Source organism: Priestia sp. MDV22-iso46, assembly GCF_058629175.1.
Genome location: NZ_JBZVWT010000002.1, coordinates 585,795 through 610,972 on the forward strand (window position 1 = coordinate 585,795; position 25,178 = coordinate 610,972).

General features: G+C 39.3%; 23 protein-coding genes. All 23 read left to right on the forward strand.

Going from position 1 to position 25,178, the window contains the following annotated elements; genetic code table 11:
* Nucleotides 1–25: 25 nt before the first annotated feature.
* The 23 genes from AC4NPH_RS14940 (at nt 26) to AC4NPH_RS15050 (ending at nt 25,038) form a co-directional block, all read left to right on the forward strand.
* Nucleotides 26–292, forward strand: coding sequence for a YlmC/YmxH family sporulation protein (locus tag AC4NPH_RS14940; protein ID WP_013058827.1), 267 nt, complete (start codon nt 26–28; stop codon nt 290–292).
* A 188-nt stretch (nt 293–480) separates the two neighbouring features.
* Nucleotides 481–1,380, forward strand: a complete 900-nt coding sequence (dpaA, locus tag AC4NPH_RS14945; RefSeq protein ID WP_013058826.1) for a dipicolinic acid synthetase subunit A — start codon at nt 481–483, stop codon at nt 1,378–1,380.
* Nucleotides 1,380–1,985 (forward strand): dipicolinate synthase subunit B, encoded by a 606-nt coding sequence (locus AC4NPH_RS14950; RefSeq protein WP_013058825.1) that lies wholly within the window; start codon nt 1,380–1,382, stop codon nt 1,983–1,985. The genes dpaA and AC4NPH_RS14950 overlap by 1 nt, the downstream gene beginning before the upstream one ends.
* A 191-nt stretch (nt 1,986–2,176) precedes the next feature.
* Nucleotides 2,177–3,220, forward strand: coding sequence for an aspartate-semialdehyde dehydrogenase (gene asd, locus AC4NPH_RS14955; protein WP_013058824.1), 1,044 nt, complete (start codon nt 2,177–2,179; stop codon nt 3,218–3,220).
* 39 nt (nt 3,221–3,259) lie between these two features.
* Nucleotides 3,260–4,492, forward strand: a complete 1,233-nt coding sequence (dapG, locus tag AC4NPH_RS14960) for an aspartate kinase (protein ID WP_013058823.1) — start codon at nt 3,260–3,262, stop codon at nt 4,490–4,492.
* A 75-nt stretch (nt 4,493–4,567) separates the two neighbouring features.
* A complete protein-coding gene (gene dapA / locus AC4NPH_RS14965; RefSeq protein ID WP_013058822.1) occupies nt 4,568–5,440 on the forward strand; it encodes a 4-hydroxy-tetrahydrodipicolinate synthase in 873 nt (290 codons plus the stop codon).
* A gap of 194 nt (nt 5,441–5,634) precedes the next feature.
* Nucleotides 5,635–7,302, forward strand: coding sequence for a ribonuclease J (locus tag AC4NPH_RS14970; RefSeq protein WP_335481609.1), 1,668 nt, complete (start codon nt 5,635–5,637; stop codon nt 7,300–7,302).
* A gap of 105 nt (nt 7,303–7,407) precedes the next feature.
* Nucleotides 7,408–8,160, forward strand: coding sequence for a ClpP family protease (locus tag AC4NPH_RS14975; RefSeq protein ID WP_013058820.1), 753 nt, complete (start codon nt 7,408–7,410; stop codon nt 8,158–8,160).
* Nucleotides 8,157–8,366, forward strand: a complete 210-nt coding sequence (locus tag AC4NPH_RS14980) for a YlzJ-like family protein (RefSeq protein WP_013058819.1) — start codon at nt 8,157–8,159, stop codon at nt 8,364–8,366. Before AC4NPH_RS14975 ends, AC4NPH_RS14980 begins: the two co-directional genes overlap by 4 nt.
* A gap of 138 nt (nt 8,367–8,504) precedes the next feature.
* Nucleotides 8,505–10,862 carry an FtsK/SpoIIIE family DNA translocase gene (locus tag AC4NPH_RS14985; protein ID WP_013058818.1) on the forward strand — a complete coding sequence of 786 codons (2,358 nt, stop codon included), beginning with the start codon at nt 8,505–8,507 and terminating at the stop codon, nt 10,860–10,862.
* A gap of 638 nt (nt 10,863–11,500) precedes the next feature.
* The gene (locus tag AC4NPH_RS14990) at nt 11,501–12,226 is read left to right on the forward strand and encodes a GntR family transcriptional regulator (RefSeq protein WP_013058817.1); all 726 of its coding nucleotides are present in this window, start codon (nt 11,501–11,503) and stop codon (nt 12,224–12,226) included.
* A gap of 133 nt (nt 12,227–12,359) precedes the next feature.
* Nucleotides 12,360–13,448, forward strand: a complete 1,089-nt coding sequence (locus AC4NPH_RS14995; protein ID WP_098197209.1) for a BMP family lipoprotein — start codon at nt 12,360–12,362, stop codon at nt 13,446–13,448.
* Nucleotides 13,449–13,567: 119 nt separating this feature from the next.
* Nucleotides 13,568–15,097 carry an ABC transporter ATP-binding protein gene (locus tag AC4NPH_RS15000; protein WP_013058815.1) on the forward strand — a complete coding sequence of 510 codons (1,530 nt, stop codon included), beginning with the start codon at nt 13,568–13,570 and terminating at the stop codon, nt 15,095–15,097.
* Nucleotides 15,094–16,155, forward strand: coding sequence for an ABC transporter permease (locus tag AC4NPH_RS15005; RefSeq protein WP_013058814.1), 1,062 nt, complete (start codon nt 15,094–15,096; stop codon nt 16,153–16,155). The genes AC4NPH_RS15000 and AC4NPH_RS15005 overlap by 4 nt, the downstream gene beginning before the upstream one ends.
* Complete coding sequence (locus tag AC4NPH_RS15010; protein WP_013058813.1) at nt 16,152–17,111, forward strand: ABC transporter permease; 960 nt, start codon at nt 16,152–16,154, stop codon at nt 17,109–17,111. Before AC4NPH_RS15005 ends, AC4NPH_RS15010 begins: the two co-directional genes overlap by 4 nt.
* A 258-nt stretch (nt 17,112–17,369) precedes the next feature.
* The gene (gene yfmF / locus AC4NPH_RS15015) at nt 17,370–18,665 is read left to right on the forward strand and encodes an EF-P 5-aminopentanol modification-associated protein YfmF (protein WP_013058812.1); all 1,296 of its coding nucleotides are present in this window, start codon (nt 17,370–17,372) and stop codon (nt 18,663–18,665) included.
* A complete protein-coding gene (yfmH, locus tag AC4NPH_RS15020; protein ID WP_041816619.1) occupies nt 18,652–19,935 on the forward strand; it encodes an EF-P 5-aminopentanol modification-associated protein YfmH in 1,284 nt (427 codons plus the stop codon). Before yfmF ends, yfmH begins: the two co-directional genes overlap by 14 nt.
* A 63-nt stretch (nt 19,936–19,998) precedes the next feature.
* The gene (gene ymfI / locus AC4NPH_RS15025; RefSeq protein WP_491938799.1) at nt 19,999–20,724 is read left to right on the forward strand and encodes an elongation factor P 5-aminopentanone reductase; all 726 of its coding nucleotides are present in this window, start codon (nt 19,999–20,001) and stop codon (nt 20,722–20,724) included.
* A gap of 65 nt (nt 20,725–20,789) precedes the next feature.
* Entirely contained in the window at nt 20,790–21,050 is a 261-nt protein-coding gene (locus AC4NPH_RS15030) for a DUF3243 domain-containing protein (protein ID WP_013058809.1), read from the forward strand.
* Between the two features lie 213 nt (nt 21,051–21,263).
* Nucleotides 21,264–22,055 (forward strand): DUF3388 domain-containing protein, encoded by a 792-nt coding sequence (locus tag AC4NPH_RS15035; RefSeq protein ID WP_013058808.1) that lies wholly within the window; start codon nt 21,264–21,266, stop codon nt 22,053–22,055.
* A 12-nt stretch (nt 22,056–22,067) separates the two neighbouring features.
* Entirely contained in the window at nt 22,068–23,051 is a 984-nt protein-coding gene (locus AC4NPH_RS15040) for a helix-turn-helix domain-containing protein (protein ID WP_223546233.1), read from the forward strand.
* Nucleotides 23,052–23,195: 144 nt separating this feature from the next.
* On the forward strand, nt 23,196–23,780 hold the full coding sequence (gene pgsA / locus AC4NPH_RS15045) for a CDP-diacylglycerol--glycerol-3-phosphate 3-phosphatidyltransferase (RefSeq protein WP_013058806.1): 585 nt from the start codon (nt 23,196–23,198) through the stop codon (nt 23,778–23,780).
* A gap of 16 nt (nt 23,781–23,796) precedes the next feature.
* Complete coding sequence (locus AC4NPH_RS15050; RefSeq protein WP_491938800.1) at nt 23,797–25,038, forward strand: competence/damage-inducible protein A; 1,242 nt, start codon at nt 23,797–23,799, stop codon at nt 25,036–25,038.
* Nucleotides 25,039–25,178: the final 140 nt, after the last annotated feature.

Sequence of the window (25,178 nt, forward strand, 5' to 3'; positions counted from 1 at the left end):
TAAATTAGATGAAAGGAGGGATTTTATGAGATTAAGCGAACTGAGTGGAAAAGAAATTGTAGATGTTAAGCGAGCAGAGCGTTTGGGTATTTTAGGGCAAACAGATCTTGAAATTAATGAACATACGGGACAAATTAATGCGCTTATTATTCCATCTGTGAAGTGGTTTGGGTTTCGAAAGCAAGGAGATGAAGTGCGAGTGCCGTGGGGGAATATCGAGAAAATTGGTACAGATATGGTGATTGTAAATGTCCATCAGCTAGAAGACATAAACAATGAGTCAACAAAATAAGAAACGAGATGCTTACTGCATCTCGTTTCTTTTATTTTCAGGGATAAAGATTCACCGATTCCTGTGTGTTTACATAGTATGTTGGAGAAAAGCAATAGGCATTCTAGGGCGTAATGATAGCACTTTACATCTCGATGGTTTAAGCGAAAGATACATCTATTTAATGTTAAAGAAGGTGAAAATGAAACATGTTAACGGATTTGCACATAGCTGTAATTGGCGGTGATGCTAGGCAGCTTGAAGTCATTCGAAAATTAATTCAATTAGATGCAAAAACCTCTCTTATTGGTTTTGATCAGCTAGATCATGGTTTTACAGGTGCGACGAAATATCAGATAGAGGAGCTGGATTTTTCAGATGTTGACGCCATCATCCTTCCAGTGCCTGGAACAAATCACGAAGGGCAAGTAGATACTATTTTTTCAAATGAAAAAGTAGTGCTGACTGAAGAAATACTTAAAAAAACGCCTGAGCACTGCATTATTTATTCTGGTATTAGCAATGGGTATTTAAACGAATTAGTCAAAACGACAAACCGTAAACTCGTTCAGCTATTTGAGCGTGATGATGTAGCAATTTATAACTCTATTCCTACTGTTGAAGGTACCATCATGCTTGTTATTCAACATACAGATTTTACTATTCACGGTTCAAATATTTCTGTCCTAGGTTTAGGAAGAGTAGGAATGAGCGTGGCGAGGTCCTTTGCTGCACTGGGTGCCAATGTAAAAGTAGGAGCCAGAAAATCTGAACATTTAGCACGTATTGCTGAAATGGGTTTGCAACCTTTCTATCTTTCGGAACTCGATAAAGAAATTGCTGATAGTGATATATGTATTAACACCATTCCATACCCCATCTTAACGGCTAAGACATTATCTAATGTCCCGACCCATGCGCTCATTATTGATTTAGCTTCAAAGCCTGGAGGAACCGATTTCCGCTATGCAGAAAAACGGGGAATTAAAGCTATTTTAGCACCTGGTCTTCCAGGAATTGTGGCTCCAAAAACAGCAGGTCAGATTGTCGCTAATGTATTAGTGAATTTATTAAAAGACGCTGCGGATGCGAGAGAGGAGAAAAAATAATGTCATTAAAAGGTAAAAGAATAGGGTTTGGCTTAACCGGATCTCACTGTACGTATGATGCGGTTATGCCGGAAATTGAAAAGCTTGTTAATTTGGGAGCAGAAGTGTTACCGGTTGTTTCTTACACTGTACAATCCACAAATACTCGTTTTGGAGATGGAGAAGACTGGGTGAAGAAAATTGAGGAATTAACAGGTCACGCCGTCATCAATACAATTGTAAAAGCAGAGCCTTTAGGACCAAAAATTCCGCTTGATTGTATGGTGGTTGCCCCGATCACTGGGAATACGATGAGTAAGTTTGCAAATGCAATGACTGAATCTCCGGTACTCATGGCAGCTAAAGCAACGCTTCGTAATAATAAGCCGGTGGTACTGGGAATTTCGACTAATGACGCACTAGGGCTAAATGGTGTAAACTTAATGAGGCTAATGGCGACTAAAAATATTTATTTTATTCCATTTGGTCAAGATGACCCGGTGCTTAAGCCAAATTCAATGGTAGCGCGTATGACGATGTTATCAGACACGGTGTACGCAGCGCTTGAAGATAAACAGATTCAGCCTGTTATTGTCGAAAGGTTCCGCGACGGTCAAGAGTCATAGGACATATATGCCTCTTGCTGTTGCATGAATCTATTCAATACTGCGGCTGTAAGAGAACTCTCAATCTCAAAGAAGAGAAGATTTTAAAAATCTTCTCTTCTTTGACGCAATGAAGCATAATAATATGTTAAAATAGTCAGTATATGCAGATAAATGTTGAGTAGTTGAAAATTGTTGGAGGCGGTATTAAAATGACAAGAGAATTACATGTAGCAGTAGTAGGAGCAACAGGTGCAGTAGGACAACAAATGATTAAAACCCTACAGGAGCGTAATTTTCCAGTTGGTAAATTAACGTTATTATCTTCAGCTCGTTCAGCTGGTAAAAAAGTGTTGTTTAACGGAGAAGAAGTTGTTGTGCAAGAAGCAACTCCGGATAGCTTTGAAGGCGTAGACATTGCTTTATTCAGTGCAGGCGGGAGCATTTCAAAAGCACTTGCACCAGAGGCAGTAAAACGCGGAGCAATCGTTGTAGACAACACAAGCGCTTATCGAATGGATGAAAATGTCCCGTTAGTTGTGCCGGAAGTGAATGAAGACGCATTACACGCACATAACGGAATTATTGCTAATCCAAACTGCTCTACAATTCAAATGGTTGCAGCATTACAGCCATTGCGCGAAACATACGGCTTATCTAAAGTGCTAGTATCAACGTATCAAGCCGTTTCTGGAGCAGGAGCTGCTGCAATTAATGAATTAAAAGAACAAGCTAAAGCTATTTTAGAAGAAAAAGAGTTTACACCGGAAATTTTACCGGTTGGTGGAGATAAAAAACATTATCAAATTGCTTTTAATGCCATTCCGCAAATTGATAAATTTCAAGATAACGGTTTTACATTTGAAGAAATGAAAATGATTAATGAAACGAAGAAAATTATGAGCATGCCTGAATTGCCAGTAGCTGCTACTTGTGTTCGTCTACCGGTTGTAACAGGTCATTCAGAGTCAGTGTACATTGAAATTGAAAAAGACGGTGTAACGGTAGCTGATGTGAAAAATTTATTGGCTGATGCACCTGGTATCGTATTGCAAGATGATCCAGAAAATCAAGTATATCCAATGCCAGCAGATTGTGTAGGTAAACGAGATGTGTTTGTCGGCCGTATTCGTAAAGATTTAGATCGCGATAACGGTTTCCATATGTGGATCGTTTCTGATAACTTGTTAAAAGGTGCAGCTTGGAATTCTGTACAAATTGCAGAATCACTTATTAAGCTTAGCTTAGTAAAATAAGCGCAACCAGAGTGTCTCGGAACATGATGAGGTGTAAGTATGAAAATAATCGTCCAAAAATTTGGAGGAACTTCCGTTCGTAACGAAGAAGGAAGAGCGAGAGCAATCTATCATTTAAATAATGCATTAAGTGAGGGTTACAAAGTAGTCGTTGTCGTATCGGCAATGGGACGAAAAGGTGAGCCGTATGCAACAGATACATTGCTTTCACTTGTTGATGGAAATAAAGCGTCACTTAACAAACGTGAGCTTGATATGCTTATGGCATGCGGAGAGTTAATTTCATCGGTTGTATTTACGAATTTATTAAACGAAAATGGTATTAAAGCTACAGCATTAAACGGTGCACAGGCCGGGTTTGTGACGAATGATGATTTTACCAATGCCAAGATACTGGAAATGAAATGCGACCGTTTGTTAAAAGAATTAGAAGAATATGATGTCGTTGTTGTAACAGGCTTTCAAGGGGCAACTACTGAAGGTGATACAACAACGCTTGGACGCGGAGGCAGCGATACATCTGCTTCAGCTTTAGGTGCAGCCCTTATGGCTGATTACATTGACATTTTCACAGATGTAGAAGGTGTGATGACAGCGGACCCGCGTATTGTAGAAGATGCAAGGCCGCTATCCGTTGTCACATATAACGAAATATGCAACATGGCTTATCAAGGTGCAAAAGTAGTTCACCCACGTGCCGTAGAGATTGCCATGCAGGCAAAAGTACCGATGCGCGTCCGTTCCACGTATGCTGATTCAGCAGGTACGCTCGTTACATCTCAAGGTGAAGCACAGCAGCGTGGAAGCGATGTGCAAGAACGCCTTGTAACAGGCATCGCGCACGTATCCAACGTCACTCAAATTAAAGTTTTTAGTAAAGAAGGCCATTATGATACGCAAGCAGAAGTATTCAAAGCAATGGCACAAGAAAAAATCAGCGTAGATTTTATCAATATTTCACCGAAGGGTGTTGTATATACGGTAACAGATGAAGCAACTGACAAAGCGATTGATGTGCTTCATGCGCTGGGGTATGAGCCGGCTGTTATTCGCAACTGTGCCAAAGTGTCAACGGTTGGAGCAGGAATTGCAGGGGTGCCTGGTGTTACATCTAAAATTGTTACAGCCCTTTCTAGCGAAGGTATTCAGATTTTACAATCTGCTGACAGCCATACGACGATTTGGGTGCTTGTAAAAGAAGAGGATTTAAAGAAAGCCGTTAATGCTCTTCATGGTGCCTTTGACTTGTCAAAAGCACCGCAAAAGAGATAAACTACATGTTCCGTTAGCTATAAGCTAACGGTTCATTACATGAATAGGGATAATGCAATTTCAAGGAGTGAAAACATGATTGATTTTGGGAAAGTCGCAACAGCGATGGTAACGCCTTTTGATCATAAAGGAAATATTGATTTTGAAAAAACAACGCAGCTTATTAACTATTTAATCAGCAACGGTTCGGATGCGTTGGTTATTGCAGGAACAACGGGTGAATCTCCTACGCTTTCAACAGAAGAAAAGCTGGCGCTGTTCCGCCACTCAGTAAAGGTAGTAGATGGCCGTGTACCTGTTGTGGCTGGTACAGGAAGCAACAATACGTATGCATCAATTGAATTAACGAAAAAGGCAGAAGAAATCGGCGTAGATGCGATTATGATTGTAGCACCTTATTACAACAAGCCGAATCAGGAAGGCTTATATCAGCACTTTAAAACAATTGCTGAAAGTACAGAGCTGCCTGTCATGTTATACAATATTCCAGGGCGATCCGTGATCAATATGTCTGTTGATACAATTGTACGCCTAGCCGAATTGCCAAATGTTGTAGCGTTAAAAGATGCAAGCGGAGACCTTGACGCAATGACAGCTATTATCGCACAAACAAGCGATGATTTTGCTTTATACAGCGGTGATGATGGCTTAACACTACCGGTATTAGCAATTGGAGGAACTGGCATTATTTCTGTTGCTTCTCACGTTATTGGAAATGAAATGCAAGAGATGGTTAAGCTGTATGAGTCAGGAAATCCGAAGGAAGCAGCAAAAATTCATCAGCGTATTGTACCTGTTATGAAATCTCTTTTTGCAGCTCCAAGTCCAACGCCTGTTAAAACGGCTTTACAGCTAAAAGGATTAGACGTAGGATCGGTACGATTACCTTTAGTTCCGTTAACAGAAGAAGAACGCCAAACGTTAGTCAGCACATTAAATACGCTATAAGCTATAAGTATGTTTTTTAAACGTCTCTTCATTGACCGTATATACGAGTCGATGAAGGGACGTTTTTTTCTTATAAGATAATAGAAGAGCAGATGACGGAAATAGACGAATGAAATTTCTTGTATTCCAATTCTTACTTCAGTTATAATGTAAGCAAATGAAATTGTACGGGTGAAAGTAAGTAGGAGGAGCTTATGGTACTAGAAAAGACAGAAAATATTAAAATTTCAGCCTTGGGTGGAGTCGGAGAACTTGGAAAAAACATGTATGTGGTGGAAATCAATGAAAACATATATGTGTTAGATGCAGGATCAAAGTTTCCGGGAGGGGAAATGTTAGGAATTGATATTGTCATTCCGGACATTACATATTTAGTAGAAAATCAGCAGAACGTAAAAGGCATATTTGTTACTCATGGACACGAAGAACAAATTGGCGCTATTCCCTTTATACTTCAAAAATTGGATGTGCCTGTATATGGTACAGAATTAACGCTAGCACTTATCAAAGAAAAGTTAAAAGAATATGGAATTAAAAAATATGAAGCTTTACATCCTATCACTTCGTCAACGGTTTTATCGTTTGAAGGAGTGGATATTTCATTTTTTAGAACGCAGCACAGCATCCAAGATTCAGTCGGTATTTGTTTACAAACAAATCAAGGGGCGATTGTATATACAGGTGATTTTAAATTTGATCAAAATTCAGTCAGCATTCAAAGCGCTGATATTGGAAAAATGGCTGCCATTGGGGAACAAGGCGTCCTGTGTTTGCTTTCAGACAGTACAAATGCGGATAAGCCAGGCTATACAGTTTCTGAAGCCGTCATTGGACAAAATATTACCGACGCTTTTTATAAAAGCAAAGGTCGAATCATTGTTGCTGCATACAGTTCCAATCTGCACCGTATTCAGCAAATCATTCATGCCGCATATCAGCACGGCCGTAACCTGATCGTTATGGAAAAAAGTATGCTGAAAATCATTGATATTGCAGCAAAACTTGGACATTTGCAGCTGCCTGAGGATTTAATTGTTCCTGTACAAAAGCTAAAAGATCTTCCAGAACATGAAACGGTTATTTTAACAACAGGTCATCACGGAGAGCCGATTTTAGGTCTTACTCGAATGGCTAAACAGTCCCATAAATTTATTCAAATCAAACAAGATGATACGGTCCTGCTGGCTGCTACACCTGTGGCGGGGCACGAAACGACCTTTTCAAAAACAATTGACGCCATCTTTCGTTTAGGAGCAAGCGTAGTGTTTGCTCAGAGGAAAGTGCAGGCTTCCGGACACGGCAGTCAAGAAGAATTAAAATTTATGATTAACTTAACAAAGCCGAAATATGTCATGCCTGTGAATGGAGAGTATCGAAAACAAAAAGCTTATGCAAAGCTGGCCGGTCAATTAGGAATATCAGAAGATCATATTTGTTTGCTTGAAAAAGGTGAGCGAGTTGAATTTAAAGATGCTCGCATGTACCCTAGCGGTTCTATTCAAGCGGGAAATACGCTCATTGATGGACTAGGCGTCGGTGATATTGGAAATATCGTTCTGAGAGATCGCAGGCTGCTGTCACAGGACGGAATCTTAACGGTGGTAGTTACGATTAATAAACGCCAAAAAACGGTAGTAGCGGGGCCAGAAATCATCTCCCGCGGATTCGTCTATGTAAGAGAATCAGAAAAGCTTTTAGAAGAAGCAACGAAGATTGTTCAGCAAATTTTAGAAAAGTGTATGGAAGACAAAGTGATCGAGTGGTCTTCATTAAAATTAAAAATGAGAGAAAGTTTAAATCAATTTTTATATGAAAAAACCCGTCGTAAACCGATGATTTTACCGATTATCATGGAAATCTAATGTGAAGCCTTCCCGCTGGGAAGGCTTTTTATTTGCAGCTGATGCGGATGTAATAACTATGAGAAGTTCATACTACTACTATCAATAATTGAAAGGAGCTAGAATATGTTTGAAAATAACGAAAGATTACATTCTGATGAAGCGCCTCAGCAGCCTAATAAAAATGAAGAAAGCAAGGGCGGAATATTAGATAAAATTCAACAACTAGGACAGACCAACGTGGCTCAGCTTCCTCAGGATTCTAATATTCACTGTTTAACGATTGTAGGACAAATCGAAGGGCACATGCAGCTGCCTCCTCAAAACAAAACGACAAAATATGAGCATGTCATCCCGCAAATTGTGGCGATCGAACAAAATCCAAAAATTGAAGGATTGCTTATTATCTTGAATACAGTAGGTGGAGATGTAGAAGCGGGTCTTGCAATTGCTGAAATGATCGCTTCGTTATCCAAGCCTTCTGTGTCTATTGTGTTAGGAGGCGGACATTCAATCGGTGTTCCAATTGCGGTTTCAACTGATTATTCGTATATTGCCGGTACAGCGACCATGACCATTCATCCTATTCGCTTAACGGGTCTTGTTATTGGTGTACCGCAAACATTTGAATACTTAGATAAAATGCAAGAGCGCGTGATTAACTTTGTGAGAGAACACTCTCATATTTCAGAAGAAAAGTTTAAAGAACTTATGTTTTCAAAAGGGAACTTAACGCGTGATATCGGGACAAATGTAGTTGGCGGAGATGCTGTTTCATACGGGTTAATTAATGAAGTAGGCGGAGTTGCTCAAGCGATCAAAAAATTGAATGAACTGATTGAGCAAGGACGTCAGAATGAGGAGCAGCTGCTGCAATGATTTTGTATACAATGATGCCGCAAGAACTGATCTTTCAGCAGTCTTATCATCAAGAACAATCTCAGCCAAAGCTTATTAACCATAATGGAATCCCGGTTATTGTTGAAGAAAATGAACAAAAGCAACAGCAAATTGTGAGGATTTTAAGCACGAATCCTCAAGATTATTTGAATGAAAATTATTATCCTGGTCAAATTTTGTCGTAAGGATTTCAGTATAATTATGGTGAATATGGTATAATGAATATGACGAAGAAGGCAGCCGCTGTATTGGCTGCTTTTTTATTCAACTGATAAAAGAAACAAAATCAACATAGAGTGTTGGACGTTGATTGGAGTGGAAAAATGGCAAAGAAAAAACGAAGAGGTCAAATAAAAAAGGATGAATGGAAACGCATATTGCGCTTTGAGCTTATTGGCTTATTTTTATTAGCATTAACGTTAATTGCCATGGCAGGACTTGGTGCTGTAGGACAGGCCCTTGTACTAGTGGTCCGCTTATTTATTGGCGAATGGTATATGCTGTGTTTAATCGGAATGGCTATTCTATCTGTTTATATTATTTGGAAAAGAGAAATGCCTCCTTTAGTGACGCGGCAGCTTATCGGTACATATCTCATTATTTTATCTATTTTACTGTTTAGTCATGTTACGTTATTTGAAAATTTATCAAAAAACGGAACGTTTACAGATCCATCTGTCATTATGAACACGTGGGATTTGTATATGCTCGAAGCAACGGGCCAATCGAATCACAGTGATTTAGGCGGAGGGATGATAGGAGCTATTATGTTTGCCATGTTCTACTATCTATTTGATAGCTTAGGAACAGAACTTATCGCTGCCTTGCTTATTGTGATTGGGGTACTGCTTATTACCGGACGTTCGCTTCACGAAACGGTATTAAAACTTTTGTCACCTCTAGTGAATTTTTTAACAACGGAGTTAAAAGAAGGCTGGCAAGATATTCAGACGTGGAAACATAAGAAGAAAAAAGCTCCTAAAACAACAAAAAAGAGACGACAAGAAAAAGCTGTGCAAGAACCTGAAGAAAGCATGGACATAGAAGTAGAAGCACCTTCGCCTCCAATTATTGAACACTTTGACTACGGAGAGGAAGAGTCTAGTCAATCTCCTGCTGCTCCTATAGCTCCAGCGCCGCCGGTTATGGAATCGAAGCCTGTAGCTGCTGCACCGCAACAGCCAAAGCCGCAAAAGGAACAGGAAGAAGAAAAAGCTCCTATGATTACATTTACTGAAACGGAAAATAAAGAGTATGAGCTTCCTCCTATCAAGCTATTAACGATGCCAAAGAAAAGCAACCAGGCAAAAGAGCATAAAAACATTTATAAAAATGCCGAAAAACTTGAAAAAACGTTTCAAAGTTTCGGCGTAAAAGCAAAAGTGGCAAAAGTTCACCTTGGACCAGCTGTTACAAAATATGAAGTATATCCTGATGTAGGAGTAAAAGTAAGTAAGATTGTCAATTTAAGTGATGATCTAGCACTTGCATTAGCTGCCAAAGATATTCGGATTGAAGCTCCAATTCCCGGGAAATCAGCGGTAGGAATTGAAGTGCCGAACGAAGAAGTAGCGATGGTTTCACTTAGAGAAGTACTTGAAGCAACTGAAAATAACCGACCGGATAAAAAGCTATTAGTTGGTTTAGGAAGAGATATTTCAGGCGAAGCTGTGCTAGCAGAGCTTAATAAAATGCCTCATATGCTTGTAGCAGGCGCAACAGGAAGCGGAAAAAGTGTGTGTATCAACGGTATTATTATTAGTATTTTAATGAGGACAAAGCCTCATGAAGTAAAATTAATGATGATTGACCCTAAAATGGTTGAGCTCAATATGTACAATGGTATTCCGCATTTATTGGCTCCTGTTGTAACGGATCCGAAAAAAGCTTCTCAAGCCTTAAAGAAAGTTGTAAGTGAGATGGAGCGACGTTATGAGTTGTTTTCACACAGCGGAACGAGAAACATTGAAGGATATAACGATTTAGTAAAACGTATGAATGATGATGGAGACGCCGATGCAAAACAGCCGACTCTTCCTTATATTGTGGTGATTGTCGATGAGTTGGCTGACTTGATGATGGTTGCTTCATCTGACGTCGAAGATTCGATCACACGTCTTGCTCAAATGGCTCGTGCTGCCGGCATTCATTTGATTATTGCTACACAGCGACCATCAGTAGATGTTATTACTGGGGTTATTAAAGCAAACATTCCTTCCCGAATCGCTTTTAGTGTATCTTCACAAACTGACTCTCGTACGATCTTAGATATGGGAGGAGCTGAGAAGCTTCTAGGAAGAGGAGATATGCTGTTCATGCCTGTTGGAGCTTCAAAACCTGTGCGTGTGCAAGGTGCCTTTTTATCAGATGAAGAAGTAGAAGAAATTGTTGATTTTGTAATTGCACAGCAAAAAGCGCAGTATCAAGAAGAAATGATTCCAACCGATGCTCCTGAACAAGTTGATGATTTTGCAGATGAGCTATATGACGAAGCGGTACAGCTTGTAGCAGAAATGCAAACAGCTTCTGTTTCTATGCTGCAGCGACGCTTTCGAATTGGCTATAACCGGGCTGCACGCTTGATCGATGCAATGGAAGAGCGTGGAGTGGTGGGGCCTTATGAAGGAAGTAAGCCGCGTTCCGTGCTGATTTCTCAGCAAAATGAGGATGTTGGATCTTAATAATGTTACTAGAAAAGATGAGGCTGGGACAAAAGTATTTTAGCTGAAGTGAAAAACGAACCATTAATCAACATGTTTGATTAGTGGTTCGTTTTTTTTGTTATGATAAACGTAGGTTTCATCTGTTTCGTTCCTTCTAGCAGTTGATTGAAGGGCAGGGCGAAGACTCCTGCGGGAAAAGCGCAAGCGACGAGGAGGCTCATCACCCGCCGGCGGAAACCGGAGTTTTACACGGAAATCAACTGCAGTGTCAAAAGCTGTTCAGCTCATTATCCCATTTGTTCGTCTTTAGTTTGAATTCATTTCGTTATGTCTCAACCTCATTTTTTATGGAATAAGAGACGGTAAGAATAGTATCATACAAAAATATGTCATGCTAAATAAATGAAATAAAAACGAATATTAAAAAATTTAATGACTAAAATGTTTGGTTTTTATCTAATATTAGAAGAAAAGCAGGTTGTTAGGTATGCTGACATTAAAAAATAACAAAAATTCATTTTTTTTAAAAAATAATAATAATTTTAATAAAAAATTAATATAACCTATTTATTTATCTGTCGAAAAATGATATATTATTTTCGATTAAGTAGTCGAACATCAGAGGTCTGATGACTTTTTAATATGGAGGAAGAATGATGTCTATACGTGCGGATAATCGGCACTTGTATTTACAAGTGATTGATAAAATTAAACAAAATATAGAAAAAGGAATTTTTAAAGAAAAGGAAAGACTCCCTTCAGAGTTTGATTTATCAAAGCAGCTAGGGGTTAGCCGCGCAACGCTACGTGAGGCACTTCGCATATTAGAAGAAGAGAATATTATTGTTCGCAGACACGGCGTGGGAACATTTGTCAACACGAAGCCTACTTTTTTGTCAGGGATTGAGCAATTAAATAGTATAACACATATGATTGAACAAGCCGGTATGAAGGCTGGAACAATCTTCTTATCTTCTCAAATACAAGAGTTGTCTGAAAATGATTTAACACGTTTTGCTTGCGGGGAAGACGAACAGATTTTATTTGTTGAACGGGTGAGAACAGCAAACGGAGAGCCGGTTGTATATTGCATGGACAAGGTTCCTCAAAAAATATTGCCTGAAAATTTCGAATATAAACAAGAGTCTTTGCTAGAAATTCTTGAAAAACAAGCAGGAAAACATATTTCATACGCAGTGGCAAACATTGAGCCTCTAGGCTATCATGAAAAAGTTTCTCCTATTTTACAATGCGAACCAGAAACCGCTTTGCTTGTGCTGAAACAAATGCATTATGACCAGCATGATGAACCCATTTTATATTCCATCAATTATTTTAAAGCAGATCAATTTAGTTTCCAAGTATTGCGTAAACGCGTCTAGTTTTTTTGTGGTTAAATGTCAGAAAATTTATAACTGTTTAACATTGTCCTTTTAAGGAGGTGTCAAATGTAGGTCACAAGGACGAAATAGAAAATTGGCTTTATACTTTTAAAACTATTCAGGGGGTTAAAACATGTTAAAACGTAAAACGGGACTTGCATTATCACTAGTATTAGCGGCAGGAACACTTTTAAGCGCGTGTGGCTCAGACGACGCAGGTAAGAGCGGCGGAGATAAAAAAGCGGCGGATTTTAAAGTGGGAATGGTAACAGATACGGGCGGGGTAGATGATAAATCGTTTAACCAATCTGCTTGGGAAGGTCTGACAAAGTTTGGGAAAGATAACGGACTTGATGAAGGGACTGGATATAAGTATTTGCAGTCTACAAAAGCATCTGAATACGAGAGCAATCTTTCTAAATTTGCTGAGAGTGGCTACAACTTGACGTATGGAATTGGCTTTTTATTAAAAGAAGATATTAAAAAAGCAGCAAAGCAGTATCCAGATGCTAACTTTGCATTAGTAGACGATACGCTAAAGTCAGAGAACATAGATAACGTGGCAAGCATTCTATTTAAAGAAGAGCAAGGCTCTTTCTTAGTAGGTGTAGTGGCAGCTAAACAAACGAAAACGAACAAAATCGGCTTTATCGGAGGCGTTGAATCTCCATTAATCAAGAAGTTTGAAAACGGATTTAAAGCAGGTGTTAAATCTGTAAACCCAGATGCTGAAGTTATCTCTCAATACGCAGAAAGTTTTAACTCTCCAGAAAAAGGTTCAGCTATTGCTTCTACCATTTACAGCAAAGGCGCTGATATTATTTATCAAGCGGCTGGCGGTACTGGAAACGGCGTATTTACAGAAGCTAAAAACCGTTCAAAAGGCGGGAAAGACAAAAAGGTTTGGGTAATTGGAGTTGACCGCGATCAGCATGAAGAAGGTATGCCTGAAAACGTAACGTTAACTTCGATGGTTAAACGCGTTGACTTGGCTGTAGAAGATGTTGCCAAAAAAGCAATGGACGACAAATTCCCAGGTGGTAAAGAAGTTGTGTTTGGCTTAAAAGAAGACGGAGTAGGAATTGCTCCATCACAAGATAATGTAAGCAAAGATGCGTTAAAAGCAGTTGATGAGTATAAGCAAAAAATTCTAGACGGTGACATTACAGTGCCTCAAACGGATAAAGAATTTAAAGAGTTTGAAAAAACGCTTAAAAAATAAGTTGACGTCTGTTAAGCAATGATTATATGAGTATAAAAGGCTAGTGAAAACTAGCCTTTTTCATAGCCAAAAAACGGAAGACAGAATCCTGTAGCAGGCAGGAATAGGGAGTGAAAGCAGTGGAATATGTTATTGAAATGCTAGATATTCGCAAAGAGTTTCCCGGTATTGTCGCTAATGACAATATTACACTCCAAGTGAAAAAGGGAGAAATTCATGCTTTGTTAGGAGAAAATGGTGCAGGTAAGTCAACGCTGATGAACGTTTTATTTGGACTTTATCAGCCTGAAAAAGGGCAGATTCGTGTAAACGGCCAAGAAGTCAAAATCACGGACCCTAACGTAGCGAATGACTTAGGGATTGGGATGGTTCATCAGCATTTTATGCTCGTTCAAAACTTTACAGTAACAGAAAATATTATTCTTGGAAACGAACCGACGCGCACGGGGAAAATCAATATTAAAAAAGCAGCTCAAGATATTCAAGAGCTTTCAAATCAATATGGATTATCGGTAGATCCATATGCGAAGATTCAAGATATCTCAGTTGGCATGCAGCAGCGAGTGGAAATTTTAAAGACGCTTTACAGAGGAGCCGACATTCTTATTTTTGATGAACCTACTGCCGCCTTAACACCTCAGGAAATTACGGAATTAATTCAAATTATGAAAAAATTAATTCAAGAAGGAAAGTCGATTATTTTAATTACGCATAAATTAAAAGAAATTATGTCAGTATGTGACCGCTGTACAATTATTCGAAAAGGTGTCGGGGTTGGCACGGTAAATGTGCAAGAGACCAACCCTGATGAACTTGCTGCTTTAATGGTAGGAAGAGAAGTGCATTTTAAAACTGAAAAGAAAACAGCGACTCCAAAAGAAGCTGTGTTAACAATAAAAGAATTAGTAGTAGAAGACAGCCGAGGAGTAGAGGCTGTAAGTTCGCTTGATCTAAGCGTTCGGGCAGGCGAAATTGTAGGCATCGCAGGTGTAGATGGGAATGGTCAAACAGAGCTGATTGAAGCAATTACGGGTCTGAGAAAAATAAAGTCGGGCTCGATCACATTAAAAAATCAAGAATTGTCTACGTTATCCACTCGTAAAATTACGGAGTCAGGAATAGGACATATTCCGCAGGATCGTCATAAGCACGGACTGGTATTAGATTATACAATAGGTGAAAATATTGGCCTTCAAACGTATTATCAAAAGCCGATGTCTAAATCAGGTATTTTAAATTATAAAGAGATGTATAAAAAGGCAAAAGAACTAATTGCAGAATATGATGTGCGAACGCCTAGTGAATATACACAAGCGCGATCGCTATCGGGGGGGAATCAGCAAAAAGCCATTATTGCCCGTGAAGTAGACCGCAGTCCGGAGCTATTAATTGCAGCTCAGCCAACGAGGGGGCTGGACGTAGGGGCCATTGAATTTATTCATAAGAAACTGATCGAAGAACGAGATAAAGGACGAGCAGTGCTGCTTGTTTCGCTAGAACTGGATGAAGTAATAAATTTAAGCGATCGCATTGCGGTTATTTATGAAGGGAAAATAGTCGACATTGTAGATCCAAAAGAAACGAATGAACAAGAGTTAGGCTTATTAATGGCAGGCGGTACGCGTGAGAAAGCGGGTGGAACAGCATGAATAAACTTGTGAAAAATGAACGTGTAATGATGATTTTGATCCCTGTTGTATCGGCCATATTAGGACTCATTGCCGGAGCGGTTATTATGTTACTAGGCGGCTATGATCCAATGCTTGGCTATCAATCTCTTTTTGACGGGATGTTTGGAACGCCAAAAGCCATTGGAGAAACGATTCGTGCCATGACTCCTCTTGCTCTGGCTGGTATCGCGGTTGCGTTTGCTTATAAAACCGGTCTCTTTAACATTGGAGTAGAAGGACAGCTTTTAGTTGGCTGGTTGGCTTCAGTATGGGTTGGGTATGCGTTTGATTTACCAGCAGTCATTCATATTCCTTTAGCTGTATTAGCAGCAGCTGCAGCTGGAGCAGTTTGGGCGTTTATTCCAGGATTTTTAAAAGCAAAATTTCATGTTCATGAAGTAATTGTTTCCATTATGATGAACTATATTGCCCTTTATACAACGAGCAGCTTAATCCGTACGTATTTATATGCGGGTAATGAAAAATCGTATGATATTAAGGAATCGGCATCTTTAGCATCAAGCTTTTTAGCACAGTTAACCGATAACTCCCGCCTTCATTACGGCATTCTTATTACCATCGCTGCAGCCATCGTAATGTGGTTTATTTTGAATAAAACAGCTAAGGGCTTCGAGCTAAGAGCTGTTGGTTTTAATCAACATGCTTCACAGTATGCAGGAATGAATGTAGGCCGAAACATTGTGTTATCCATGGCGATTTCAGGCGCTTTTGCCGGGCTTGCCGGGGCAATGGAAGGGCTTGGAACATTTCAGTATATGGGCACATTCACTGCGTTTACGGGTACGGGATTTGACGGTATCGCCGTAGCTCTTTTAGGAGCTAACAGCGCAATTGGAATTTTATTAGCTTCATTCTTTTTCGGAGGATTGCAAACTGCGGCTCCTCAAATGAACTTTATGACAGGCGTACCGTCTGAATTAATTCAAATTGTCATTGCGCTTATTATCTTTTTTGTTGCATCTAGTTATTTAATTCGCTGGGTGCTTGGCCGTGCAGGCAAGGGGGGAGCAAAATGAACTTCTTAGAGGTGTTAGCCATTATTATTCCAGCGGCGCTTTATTCAGCTGCACCGCTTATCTTTACCGCGCTCGGAGGGATATTTAGTGAACGTTCCGGGGTCGTGAACATCGGATTAGAAGGGCTGATGATGTTTGGCGCGTTTACAGGTATTGTTTCAACCCTTTTACTTCAGGATTCATTAGGTGCTTGGGCCCCGTGGGTAGCGATAGTAATTGCGGCTGTTGTTTGCGCTGTGTTTTCGCTGATTCATGCTGTTGCAAGTATTACATTAAAAGCAGATCAAACTGTAAGTGGTGTAGCGCTGAATTTTCTAGCTGCGGGTCTTTCAATCTTTTTAATCAAAAAGATTTTTGGGAAAGGACAAACAGATTTTATCCAATTCCGTATCGATAAAGTAAGTATTCCAGGTCTATCAGACATTCCAGTAATCGGTAAAATTCTGTTTTCGAATGTTCCTATTACGTCCTATATTGCAATTGCGCTAGCTTTTGCTGTATGGTACATCATTTATAAAACGCCGTTTGGTCTTCGTCTTCGTTCAGTTGGTGAACACCCAATGGCAGCAGACACGATGGGGATCAAAGTTGTGAGAATGCGTTACGTTGGAGTTATGATTTCCGGAATGTTAGCTGGAATCGGCGGCGCGGTGTATGCTACATCTATCGCTACAAACTTTGCAGCGGGAACGATTGCTGGACAAGGGTTCCTTGCTATTGCAGCTATGATTTTTGGAAAATGGCATCCTATTGGTGCTTTAGGCGCAGCCATGTTTTTCGGGTTAGCACAGTCTTTGAGTATCACGGGAGCTCAGATTCCGGTTATTCAAGATATCCCATCCGTCCTTTTAACCATTGCACCGTACGTATTAACAATCTTAGCACTTACTGGTTTTGTAGGACGTGCTGAGGCTCCTAAAGCGCTAGGCGTTCCTTATGAAAAAGGCCGCCGCTAATAAATCCTCTATACGAGGTCTAACAATGACTAAAGTTGGATAAATATAGAAGGTGGAGACAAAGGAATCATATTCTTTTCTCCGCCTTTTTTTCATTGAGAGAAAGAATATGAAAAGAAATGAGGAAGCGCGCGGCAAGTTACTTGAAAATGTTTCCTTGAATTCGATATAGTGGTTATAAGACTAAAATTAGCGTTAAAGATTCAAAATAGAAGTATTGTCTAGTTAATACATCAAAATTTAAAAGGAGGTTTATATATGAAATTATTGACTGAACAAAAACATGAACTAGAAGGATTGACTGTTCACACCATTCAAACAGCTAAGTACAAAACAAACACGTTCATTTTAAAACTAAATGCCCCTTTAGATAAGAAAACGGTGACAATGCGTGCCCTTTTACCTTATGTGCTTCAAAGCGCTACCGAGTCGCTGCCGTCTACGACAAAGCTTCGTACATATTTAGATGAGCTTTATGGTGCTACTTTACAAGTAGACTTAACAAAAAAAGGTGATAACCACGATATTACGATTCGCATTGATATAGCGAATGAAAAATATTTGAAAGATTCAACTCCGCTTTTGCAAAAAGCGTTAGCGCTTCTTGGCGATATTTTATTAAAGCCAGCAGTTGAAGGGGACTCTTTTTTAAAGGATATTATGACAAAAGAAAAGCGTTCGCTTCGTCAGAGAATTCAAGCCGTATTTGATGATAAAATGCGCTATGCTAATTTAAGATTAGTCGAAGAAATGTGTAAGGAAGAACCTTACTCTTTACATGTAAATGGTCAAATTGACGACGTGGAAGAAATTACAGGTGAAAGTTTGTACGCCTATTATCAGCAGGTGTTAAAAGAAGATGCCATTCACCTTTATGCTATTGGAGATTTGCAAGTCGAAGAGGTTTTACAAACAGTAAAAGAAACATTTACGTTACCAAAGCGCGAGCAAAAAGACATTGAAGATTCTATTACGTCTAAAGATATCTCAAAAGTAAATGAAGTAGTGGAAAAACAAGAAGTAAAACAAGGGAAATTAAATATTGGCTACCGCACAAATGTTGTGTATGGAGATAGACAGTATTTTGCTCTGCAAGTATTTAACGGTATATTCGGAGGTTTCTCACATTCTAAGCTATTTATCAATGTGCGTGAAAAAGCAAGCTTAGCCTATTATGCCGCTTCAAGGGTAGAAAGTCATAAGGGATTACTGATGGTCATGTCGGGTATTGATGCTAAAAATTACGACCAAGCCGTGACCATTATTAAAGAACAAATGCAGGAGATGAAGCAAGGGTCGTTCACAGACGGCGAAATCGCTCAAACAAAAGCCGTCATTCACAATCAGCTGCTTGAAACGGTGGATACTCCACGAGGACTAGTAGAGGTTATGTATCATAATGAATTAACAGGCAAAGACATTTCAATTGACGAATACTTAAAGCATATTGATGCGGTATCTAAGCAGGAAATTATTAAAGTGGCTGAGAAAATTGAAATGGATACAATTTATTTCTTAACAGGAACGGGCGGTGAAGAAAATGGAGAAAATTGAATTTTCGCAGCTTCAGGAACAGCTGTATCATGAAAAAATGGATAACGGGCTGCAGGTATATATTTTGCCAAAGCCGGAGTTTAACAAAACGTTTGCTACCTTTACAACGAACTACGGATCGATTGACAATCAATTCGTACCACTAAATGAAAATGAAATGACAAAAGTTCCGGACGGAATTGCACACTTTTTAGAGCATAAATTATTTGAAAAAGAAGACGGGGATGTCTTTCAGCAGTTTAGTAAACAAGGTGCTTCGGCCAATGCATTTACTTCTTTTACCCGCACAGCTTACTTATTCAGCTGTACGTCAAATTTTGAGGAAAACCTTGAAACATTAGTGGACTTTGTACAAGAGCCGTACTTCTCAGAAAAAACGGTCGAAAAAGAAAAAGGCATTATCGGTCAAGAAATTACAATGTATGACGACAATCCGGACTGGCGCTTGTATTTTGGTACCATTCAAAATATGTACAAAAACCACCCTGTTAAAATTGATATTGCCGGCACGATCGAATCGATTTCACATATTAATAAAGATTTGCTGTATACATGCTATGAAACGTTCTACCATCCAAGCAACATGCTGTTGTTCATTGTAGGCCCTGTTGATGCGGAAAAGGTAATGAGGCAAGTTCGAGACAATCAGCAGAAAAAAGATTATAAAGAAATATCTGACATACAGCGTCACTTTGACGAAGAGCCTGAAACGGTGGATCAAGAAAAACAAGTACTAAAAATGCCGGTGCAGTCTTCTAAATGTATGGTGGGTCTAAAAGCGAAAAATCCGCAGCGTTCAGGTGGAGAAATGCTTAAATATGAGTTAGCAATGAATATTATCTTAGATTACGCATTTGGCAAAAGTTCTTCGTACTATGAGGAGTTATATGCAGACGGGCTCATTGATGAAACATTTGCTTATGATTATACGGAGGAAAGAGGATTTGGTTTTGCTCTTATTGGGGGAGATACGGACCAACCCGAGCAGCTGTATGATCGAGTTAAACAAATTTTACTTGAAATGAAAACAAAATCACTAACAGAAGAAGAACTTGAACGTATCCGTAAAAAGAAAATCGGCGGATTTTTACGTTCATTAAACTCACCTGAGTTTATCGCTAATCAGTTTACACGCTATGCATTTAATGATATGAATTTATTTGATATTGTTGAAACGCTGGAAAAACTGAAGGTGAACGAAATAAAAGATGTGCTAAACGAGATTATTGATGAAAAGAACTTTACGGTTTGTGAAGTAGTACCTAAATAAAGATGATTGTTGCCAAAAAAGCTGATGTTCATCAGCTTTTTTGCATGTAAAGGAGAGAAGGTTATGGAGAAATTTGCCCTTGTGACAGGTGCAAGCGGAGGAATTGGCACAGCGATTGCTAAGCAATTGGCTGAGGATGGATATTCGCTTATTTTGCATTACCATCAACGAAGAGACAGAATAGAGGCGCTTGCACATGAGCTTGCTGAAAAGGTAAAAACCGTGTTTACGGTACAAGCGGATTTATCATGTAAAGAGGGAGTGGAGAAGTTTTTAGAGGAAATTATTGTTCCGGTAGAAGTTATTATTCATAACAGCGGACGAAGCGTTAGCGGGTTAATGACAGATACTCCGGCAAAAGAAACCGAAGAAATGATCTATCTTCACATCACGGCTCCCTTTGTTATTACCAAAGCTTTATTACCTAAAATGATTAGTGCTAAAAGCGGACAAATCATCATGATTTCTTCCATTTGGGGACTTACAGGAGCTTCATTTGAAGTCCTTTATTCAATGGTAAAAGGTGCACAAAATACGTTTGTAAAAGCTTTGGCAAAAGAGGTTGCACTAAGTGGGATTCGAGTAAATGGAGTTGCGCCCGGAGCGATTGAAACGGATATGATGGCCGGCTATTCAAAAGAAGAGGTCAAAGAGCTGGCTGAAGAGATCCCTTTAGGAAGAATAGGATATCCAAAAGAAGTGGCAGATGCGGTTTCATACTTAATATCTTCACGAGCTTCCTACATAACGGGACAAATATTATCGGTTAATGGCGGTTGGTACATATAAAGTGTGCATAAAATCAAAAACACGGTACAAACTATGATATGAATAAACCTTAAGGAGGGCTACTCATGTCAGTATTAGAAAACTGGGATAGCTGGAAAGATTTTTTAGGCGACCGTTTACATCATGCGCAAAACGAAGGAATGCAAGAAGAAGTTATTCATGATCTTGCTTATCAAATTGGTGGATATTTAGCAAACCAAGTTGATGCAAAAAATGATCAAGAGCGAATTTTAGCAGACCTTTGGAGCGTTGCTTCTAAAGAAGAGCAGCATGCGATTGCGAGCAGCATGGTGAAATTAGTTCAAAATAACGGATCAGTAAAATAAGTTATCGTTTTTAAAAAGGAGCTAATTCACCGCATGTGAAAGCTCCTTTTTTCTTAGAAATAAATAGTACAAATAAATAAGCGCTTACATACATAACAAATGTAGAACTACTTGTCTTTAGGGTTTATAATATAATGGAAATCATTTATAGTTAAACTAGGTGAAAAAAAGGGGGCACCTCTCGAAGGCCAGCCAAGAAATGGGAGGGGTTTGATGGAGAAAATTGAGTGGTATTTAGAATATCAAATACAAAAAAATCGTCCGGGTCTTTTAGGTGATATTTCATCGCTTCTTGGAATGTTGTCAATTAATATTGTCACAATTAACGGAGTGGATGATATTCGCCGTGGATTATTGCTGCGCTGTGATTCACATGAGCAAATAGACAGGCTTGAATCTATTTTGAAAACAATGGATAATATCATTGTGACAAAAATGAGACCGCCTAAATTGCGTGATAAGTTAGCAGTGCGTCACGGTCGCTATATTCAGCGGGACGCAGATGATAAAAAGACGTTCCGTTTCGTAAGAGATGAATTAGGTTTGCTCGTAGATTTTATGGCGGAACTGTTTAAACAAGACGGTCATAAGCTTATCGGTATTCGAGGTATGCCGCGAGTAGGCAAAACCGAATCCATTGTAGCAGCTAGCGTATGTGCGAACAAAAGGTGGCTTTTTGTGTCTTCTACACTCTTAAAACAAACGATTCGCAGTCAGCTTATTGCTGACGAATACAACGCTGATAATATTTTTATTATTGACGGGATTGTATCGACAAAACGAGCGAATGAAAAGCACTGGCAGCTTGTTCGAGAAGTAATGAATGTACCCGCGACAAAAATTGTGGAGCATCCGGATGTATTTGTACAAAATACCGAGTATTCGTTAGATGATTTTGCCTACATTATTGAAATAAGAAACGACCCCAATGAGAAAATTACATATGAAATAATGGAAGGTCCTCAAATGTTTCAAGACGGTGGATTATCGATGTTTGATTTTTAGCATAATTGGTAGGTGTTAGCATTGACAGAGTTAGGACAAAGGTTAAGACAAGAACGAGAAAGCAAAGGATTGTCGTTAGAGGATTTACAAAAACTAACGAAAATTCAAAAACGCTATTTACTTGGCATTGAAGAAGGCAATTATGAGGTTATGCCGGGGAAATTTTACGTACGAGCGTTTATTAAGCAATACTGCGAAGCAATTGGGTTGGACACAGATGCTATTTTTGAAGAATACAAATCAGACATTCCTTCAACTCAAACAGAAGACATGCCGCAGCAGCTTTCGCGCGTTCGCAGCCGCAAAGAAATTCCTCAGCATACAAAAGGAGTTTCAAAAGCATATGACTACCTTCCAACTGTTCTAGTGGTGGCGGGAGTTGTAGTTGTTGGGATTATTATTTGGGTAATCGCTCAAAATATCGTCTCGGATAAAAACAAGGAGCAGGCTAACCAAGAAGCTCCAAACAGCGAAGTTCAGCAGTCTAACACGCAGGAAGAAACGAATGAAACTACTGCAAAAAATGACAATAGCAAGTCAGAAGATGAACAAAGTGCTGCTGATAAGAAAGAACAAGAAAAAGAAAAAGCTGAAAAAGAAAAAGCCGCAAAAGAAAAAGCTGAGAAAGAAAAAGCTGAAAAAGAAAAGAAAGACAGCGGTAAACAAGAATACAAGGAAGTTCAAAAAACAGGCAGAAGTGCTACGTATGCTCTTTCCGGTACAGATGCATTTAATCTAGAAGTAACATCCACTCAAGCAGATACTTGGTTAGATGTGAAAAATGGAAAAGGAAATGCTTTCTTTAGCTCCATTCTAAAAAAAGGTGAAACAAAAGAATTTGATTTGACGAAAGAAACTGAAGCTCGTGTCAACATCGGTTATTCACCTGGAGTAGAGTTAAAAGTAAATGGAAAAGCGGTTGACTTGCCGTTTGATTCATCCAAGCAAGTTCGACAAGTTGTAACGATTCAATATCAGCCGGCAGAAGCACAGTAAACACCCTGTTTTAAAAAGTGATCAGGGTGTAAATAAAGATAATATGTGAATTAATCACTCATTCACGCTATAATAAAACTAAAGCCGTGCAAACAATTTCGTTTGCACGCTTTCAGTTTGTAACAGTAATTGGAGGCAGAAGAAGTGAATTTACCAAACAAGATTACCATTTCGCGGATTTTCCTAATTCCCGTATTCCTCATTTTTATGATGGTGCCGCTACCATTTGGCACAGTGGAGGCAGCAGGAAAAGAGATTCCGATCGCTCACCTATTAGGGGCAGCATTATTTATTATTGCATCTACAACAGACTGGATTGACGGATACTATGCCCGAAAGTACGACTTAGTCACGAACTTGGGCAAATTTTTAGATCCACTAGCAGACAAGCTATTGGTTTCAGCTGCGCTTGTAGCTATTGTTGACTTAGATTTAATTGCAGGTGCAGGATGGGCTGCTATCATCATTATTAGCCGTGAATTTGCTATCACTGGTTTAAGACTTGTACTAGCAGGGGAAGGAGAAGTTGTAGCAGCAAATATGTTAGGTAAAATTAAAACATGGACTCAAATTTTAGCTATTTCAGCTATTCTGTTGTATAACTTGCCTTTTGAATGGGTTTCCATTCCATTTGCTAGCGTAATGCTTTGGATCTCAGTGATTTTTACGGTTATTTCAGGCTGGGACTACTTTGCTAAAAACAAACAGGCTTTTGTTAACTCAAAATAAGTAAGATGGAGATGATATGATGAACGCTGAAATTATTGGAGTCGGCTCTGAGCTGCTGCTTGGACAAATTGCCAATACAAACGCTCAGTATTTATCGAAAAAATTAGCCGAACTTGGAATTAATGTTTACTATCATACGGTAGTAGGAGATAATGCACAGCGCTTAAAAGAAGTGATTGCTACAGCTCAAACGCGTGCAGAGTTAATTATTTTCACAGGCGGGCTTGGTCCTACAAAAGATGATTTAACAAAAGAAACAATTGCGAGTGTGCTAGGAGTAGAACTGACAACAAATGCAGAAGCACTTGAAAGCATTGAAGCCTATTTCAAACAGTCAAATCGTGTCATGACACCTAACAACAAAAAACAGGCAATTGTGCTAGAAGGTTCGGCAGTGCTCCCTAACGATTACGGAATGGCTCCAGGTATGGGGCTTACGGTAGAGGGAAAACACTATATGCTATTTCCCGGGCCACCAAAAGAGCTTTATCCAATGTATGAATCGTATGGTCAAGAATTTTTAGCTCAAAAGCTTGAATTAAAAGAAAGTATTGAATCACGCGTTCTTCGCTTTTTCGGAATAGGAGAATCACAGCTTGAGACGGAAATTGAAGATTTGCTTGATGCGCAAACCAACCCGACGATTGCGCCGCTAGCAGGAGATGGAGAAGTGACGCTTCGCTTAACTGCTAAGCACGCTAATGCTGCTGAAGCACAGCGCATGTTAGACGAAGTGGAAAAAACCATTTCAGAGCGCGTAGGCGAGTATTTATATGGATACGAAGCAACTTCTTTACATAATGAATTGGTAAAAGAATTAACGGCACAAGGATTAACGATTGCTTCAGCCGAAAGTTTAACCGGCGGTTTATTCAGCGAACGTTTAACAACTGTTTCAGGTGCTGGAGAAGCTGTAAAAGGCAGCCTGGTCGCCTATCATTATGAAATCAAGCAAAATATTCTCGGAGTGAGCGAACACACGCTGAATCAGTACGGAGCCGTTAGCGAGCAGTGCGTGGCTGAAATGGCTCAGCGTATTCAACAGTTATACAAAACGGATATTGGCATCGGGTTTACAGGTGTAGCTGGGCCCTCCAAACAAGAAGGACATCCTGTAGGAACAGTATATATAGGGGTAGCCTATAAAGATCAAGCTCCTCAAGTTTACAGCCTGCAGCTATCTGGAAGCCGCCAGGGGATTCGTTCACGAACGGTTAATTATGGCTGTCATTACGTATTAAAGATGATAAAGAAATAAAGAAAAAAGGCTGTTTGGTTTTTCCAAAACAGCCTTTTTTTTATAAAATAATAAACGAACATTTATTCGCTTTTTGCTTGTCAAACGACTCGAAAACTAGTATAGTAAGTTATAGAAAGTTGTTAATTCGACATTGCTAC

What these genes read in the sequence shown, in the direction of transcription:
- AC4NPH_RS14970 (WP_335481609.1), top strand. Translation starts at nt 5,635, where the DNA reads ATGGTACTAGAAAAGACAGAAAATATTAAAATTTCAGCCTTGGGTGGA.
- yfmH (WP_041816619.1), top strand. Translation starts at nt 18,652, where the DNA reads ATGGAGAAAATTGAATTTTCGCAGCTTCAGGAACAGCTGTATCATGAA.
- AC4NPH_RS14980 (WP_013058819.1), top strand. Translation starts at nt 8,157, where the DNA reads ATGATTTTGTATACAATGATGCCGCAAGAACTGATCTTTCAGCAGTCT.
- AC4NPH_RS15030 (WP_013058809.1), top strand. Translation starts at nt 20,790, where the DNA reads ATGTCAGTATTAGAAAACTGGGATAGCTGGAAAGATTTTTTAGGCGAC.
- AC4NPH_RS15050 (WP_491938800.1), top strand. Translation starts at nt 23,797, where the DNA reads ATGATGAACGCTGAAATTATTGGAGTCGGCTCTGAGCTGCTGCTTGGA.
- dpaA (WP_013058826.1), top strand. Translation starts at nt 481, where the DNA reads ATGTTAACGGATTTGCACATAGCTGTAATTGGCGGTGATGCTAGGCAG.
- ymfI (WP_491938799.1), top strand. Translation starts at nt 19,999, where the DNA reads ATGGAGAAATTTGCCCTTGTGACAGGTGCAAGCGGAGGAATTGGCACA.
- AC4NPH_RS14940 (WP_013058827.1), top strand. Translation starts at nt 26, where the DNA reads ATGAGATTAAGCGAACTGAGTGGAAAAGAAATTGTAGATGTTAAGCGA.
- AC4NPH_RS15010 (WP_013058813.1), top strand. Translation starts at nt 16,152, where the DNA reads ATGAACTTCTTAGAGGTGTTAGCCATTATTATTCCAGCGGCGCTTTAT.
- AC4NPH_RS15005 (WP_013058814.1), top strand. Translation starts at nt 15,094, where the DNA reads ATGAATAAACTTGTGAAAAATGAACGTGTAATGATGATTTTGATCCCT.
- dapA (WP_013058822.1), top strand. Translation starts at nt 4,568, where the DNA reads ATGATTGATTTTGGGAAAGTCGCAACAGCGATGGTAACGCCTTTTGAT.
- AC4NPH_RS14995 (WP_098197209.1), top strand. Translation starts at nt 12,360, where the DNA reads ATGTTAAAACGTAAAACGGGACTTGCATTATCACTAGTATTAGCGGCA.
- yfmF (WP_013058812.1), top strand. Translation starts at nt 17,370, where the DNA reads ATGAAATTATTGACTGAACAAAAACATGAACTAGAAGGATTGACTGTT.
- AC4NPH_RS15035 (WP_013058808.1), top strand. Translation starts at nt 21,264, where the DNA reads ATGGAGAAAATTGAGTGGTATTTAGAATATCAAATACAAAAAAATCGT.
- AC4NPH_RS14990 (WP_013058817.1), top strand. Translation starts at nt 11,501, where the DNA reads ATGTCTATACGTGCGGATAATCGGCACTTGTATTTACAAGTGATTGAT.
- dapG (WP_013058823.1), top strand. Translation starts at nt 3,260, where the DNA reads ATGAAAATAATCGTCCAAAAATTTGGAGGAACTTCCGTTCGTAACGAA.
- AC4NPH_RS14975 (WP_013058820.1), top strand. Translation starts at nt 7,408, where the DNA reads ATGTTTGAAAATAACGAAAGATTACATTCTGATGAAGCGCCTCAGCAG.
- AC4NPH_RS14950 (WP_013058825.1), top strand. Translation starts at nt 1,380, where the DNA reads ATGTCATTAAAAGGTAAAAGAATAGGGTTTGGCTTAACCGGATCTCAC.
- AC4NPH_RS14985 (WP_013058818.1), top strand. Translation starts at nt 8,505, where the DNA reads ATGGCAAAGAAAAAACGAAGAGGTCAAATAAAAAAGGATGAATGGAAA.
- asd (WP_013058824.1), top strand. Translation starts at nt 2,177, where the DNA reads ATGACAAGAGAATTACATGTAGCAGTAGTAGGAGCAACAGGTGCAGTA.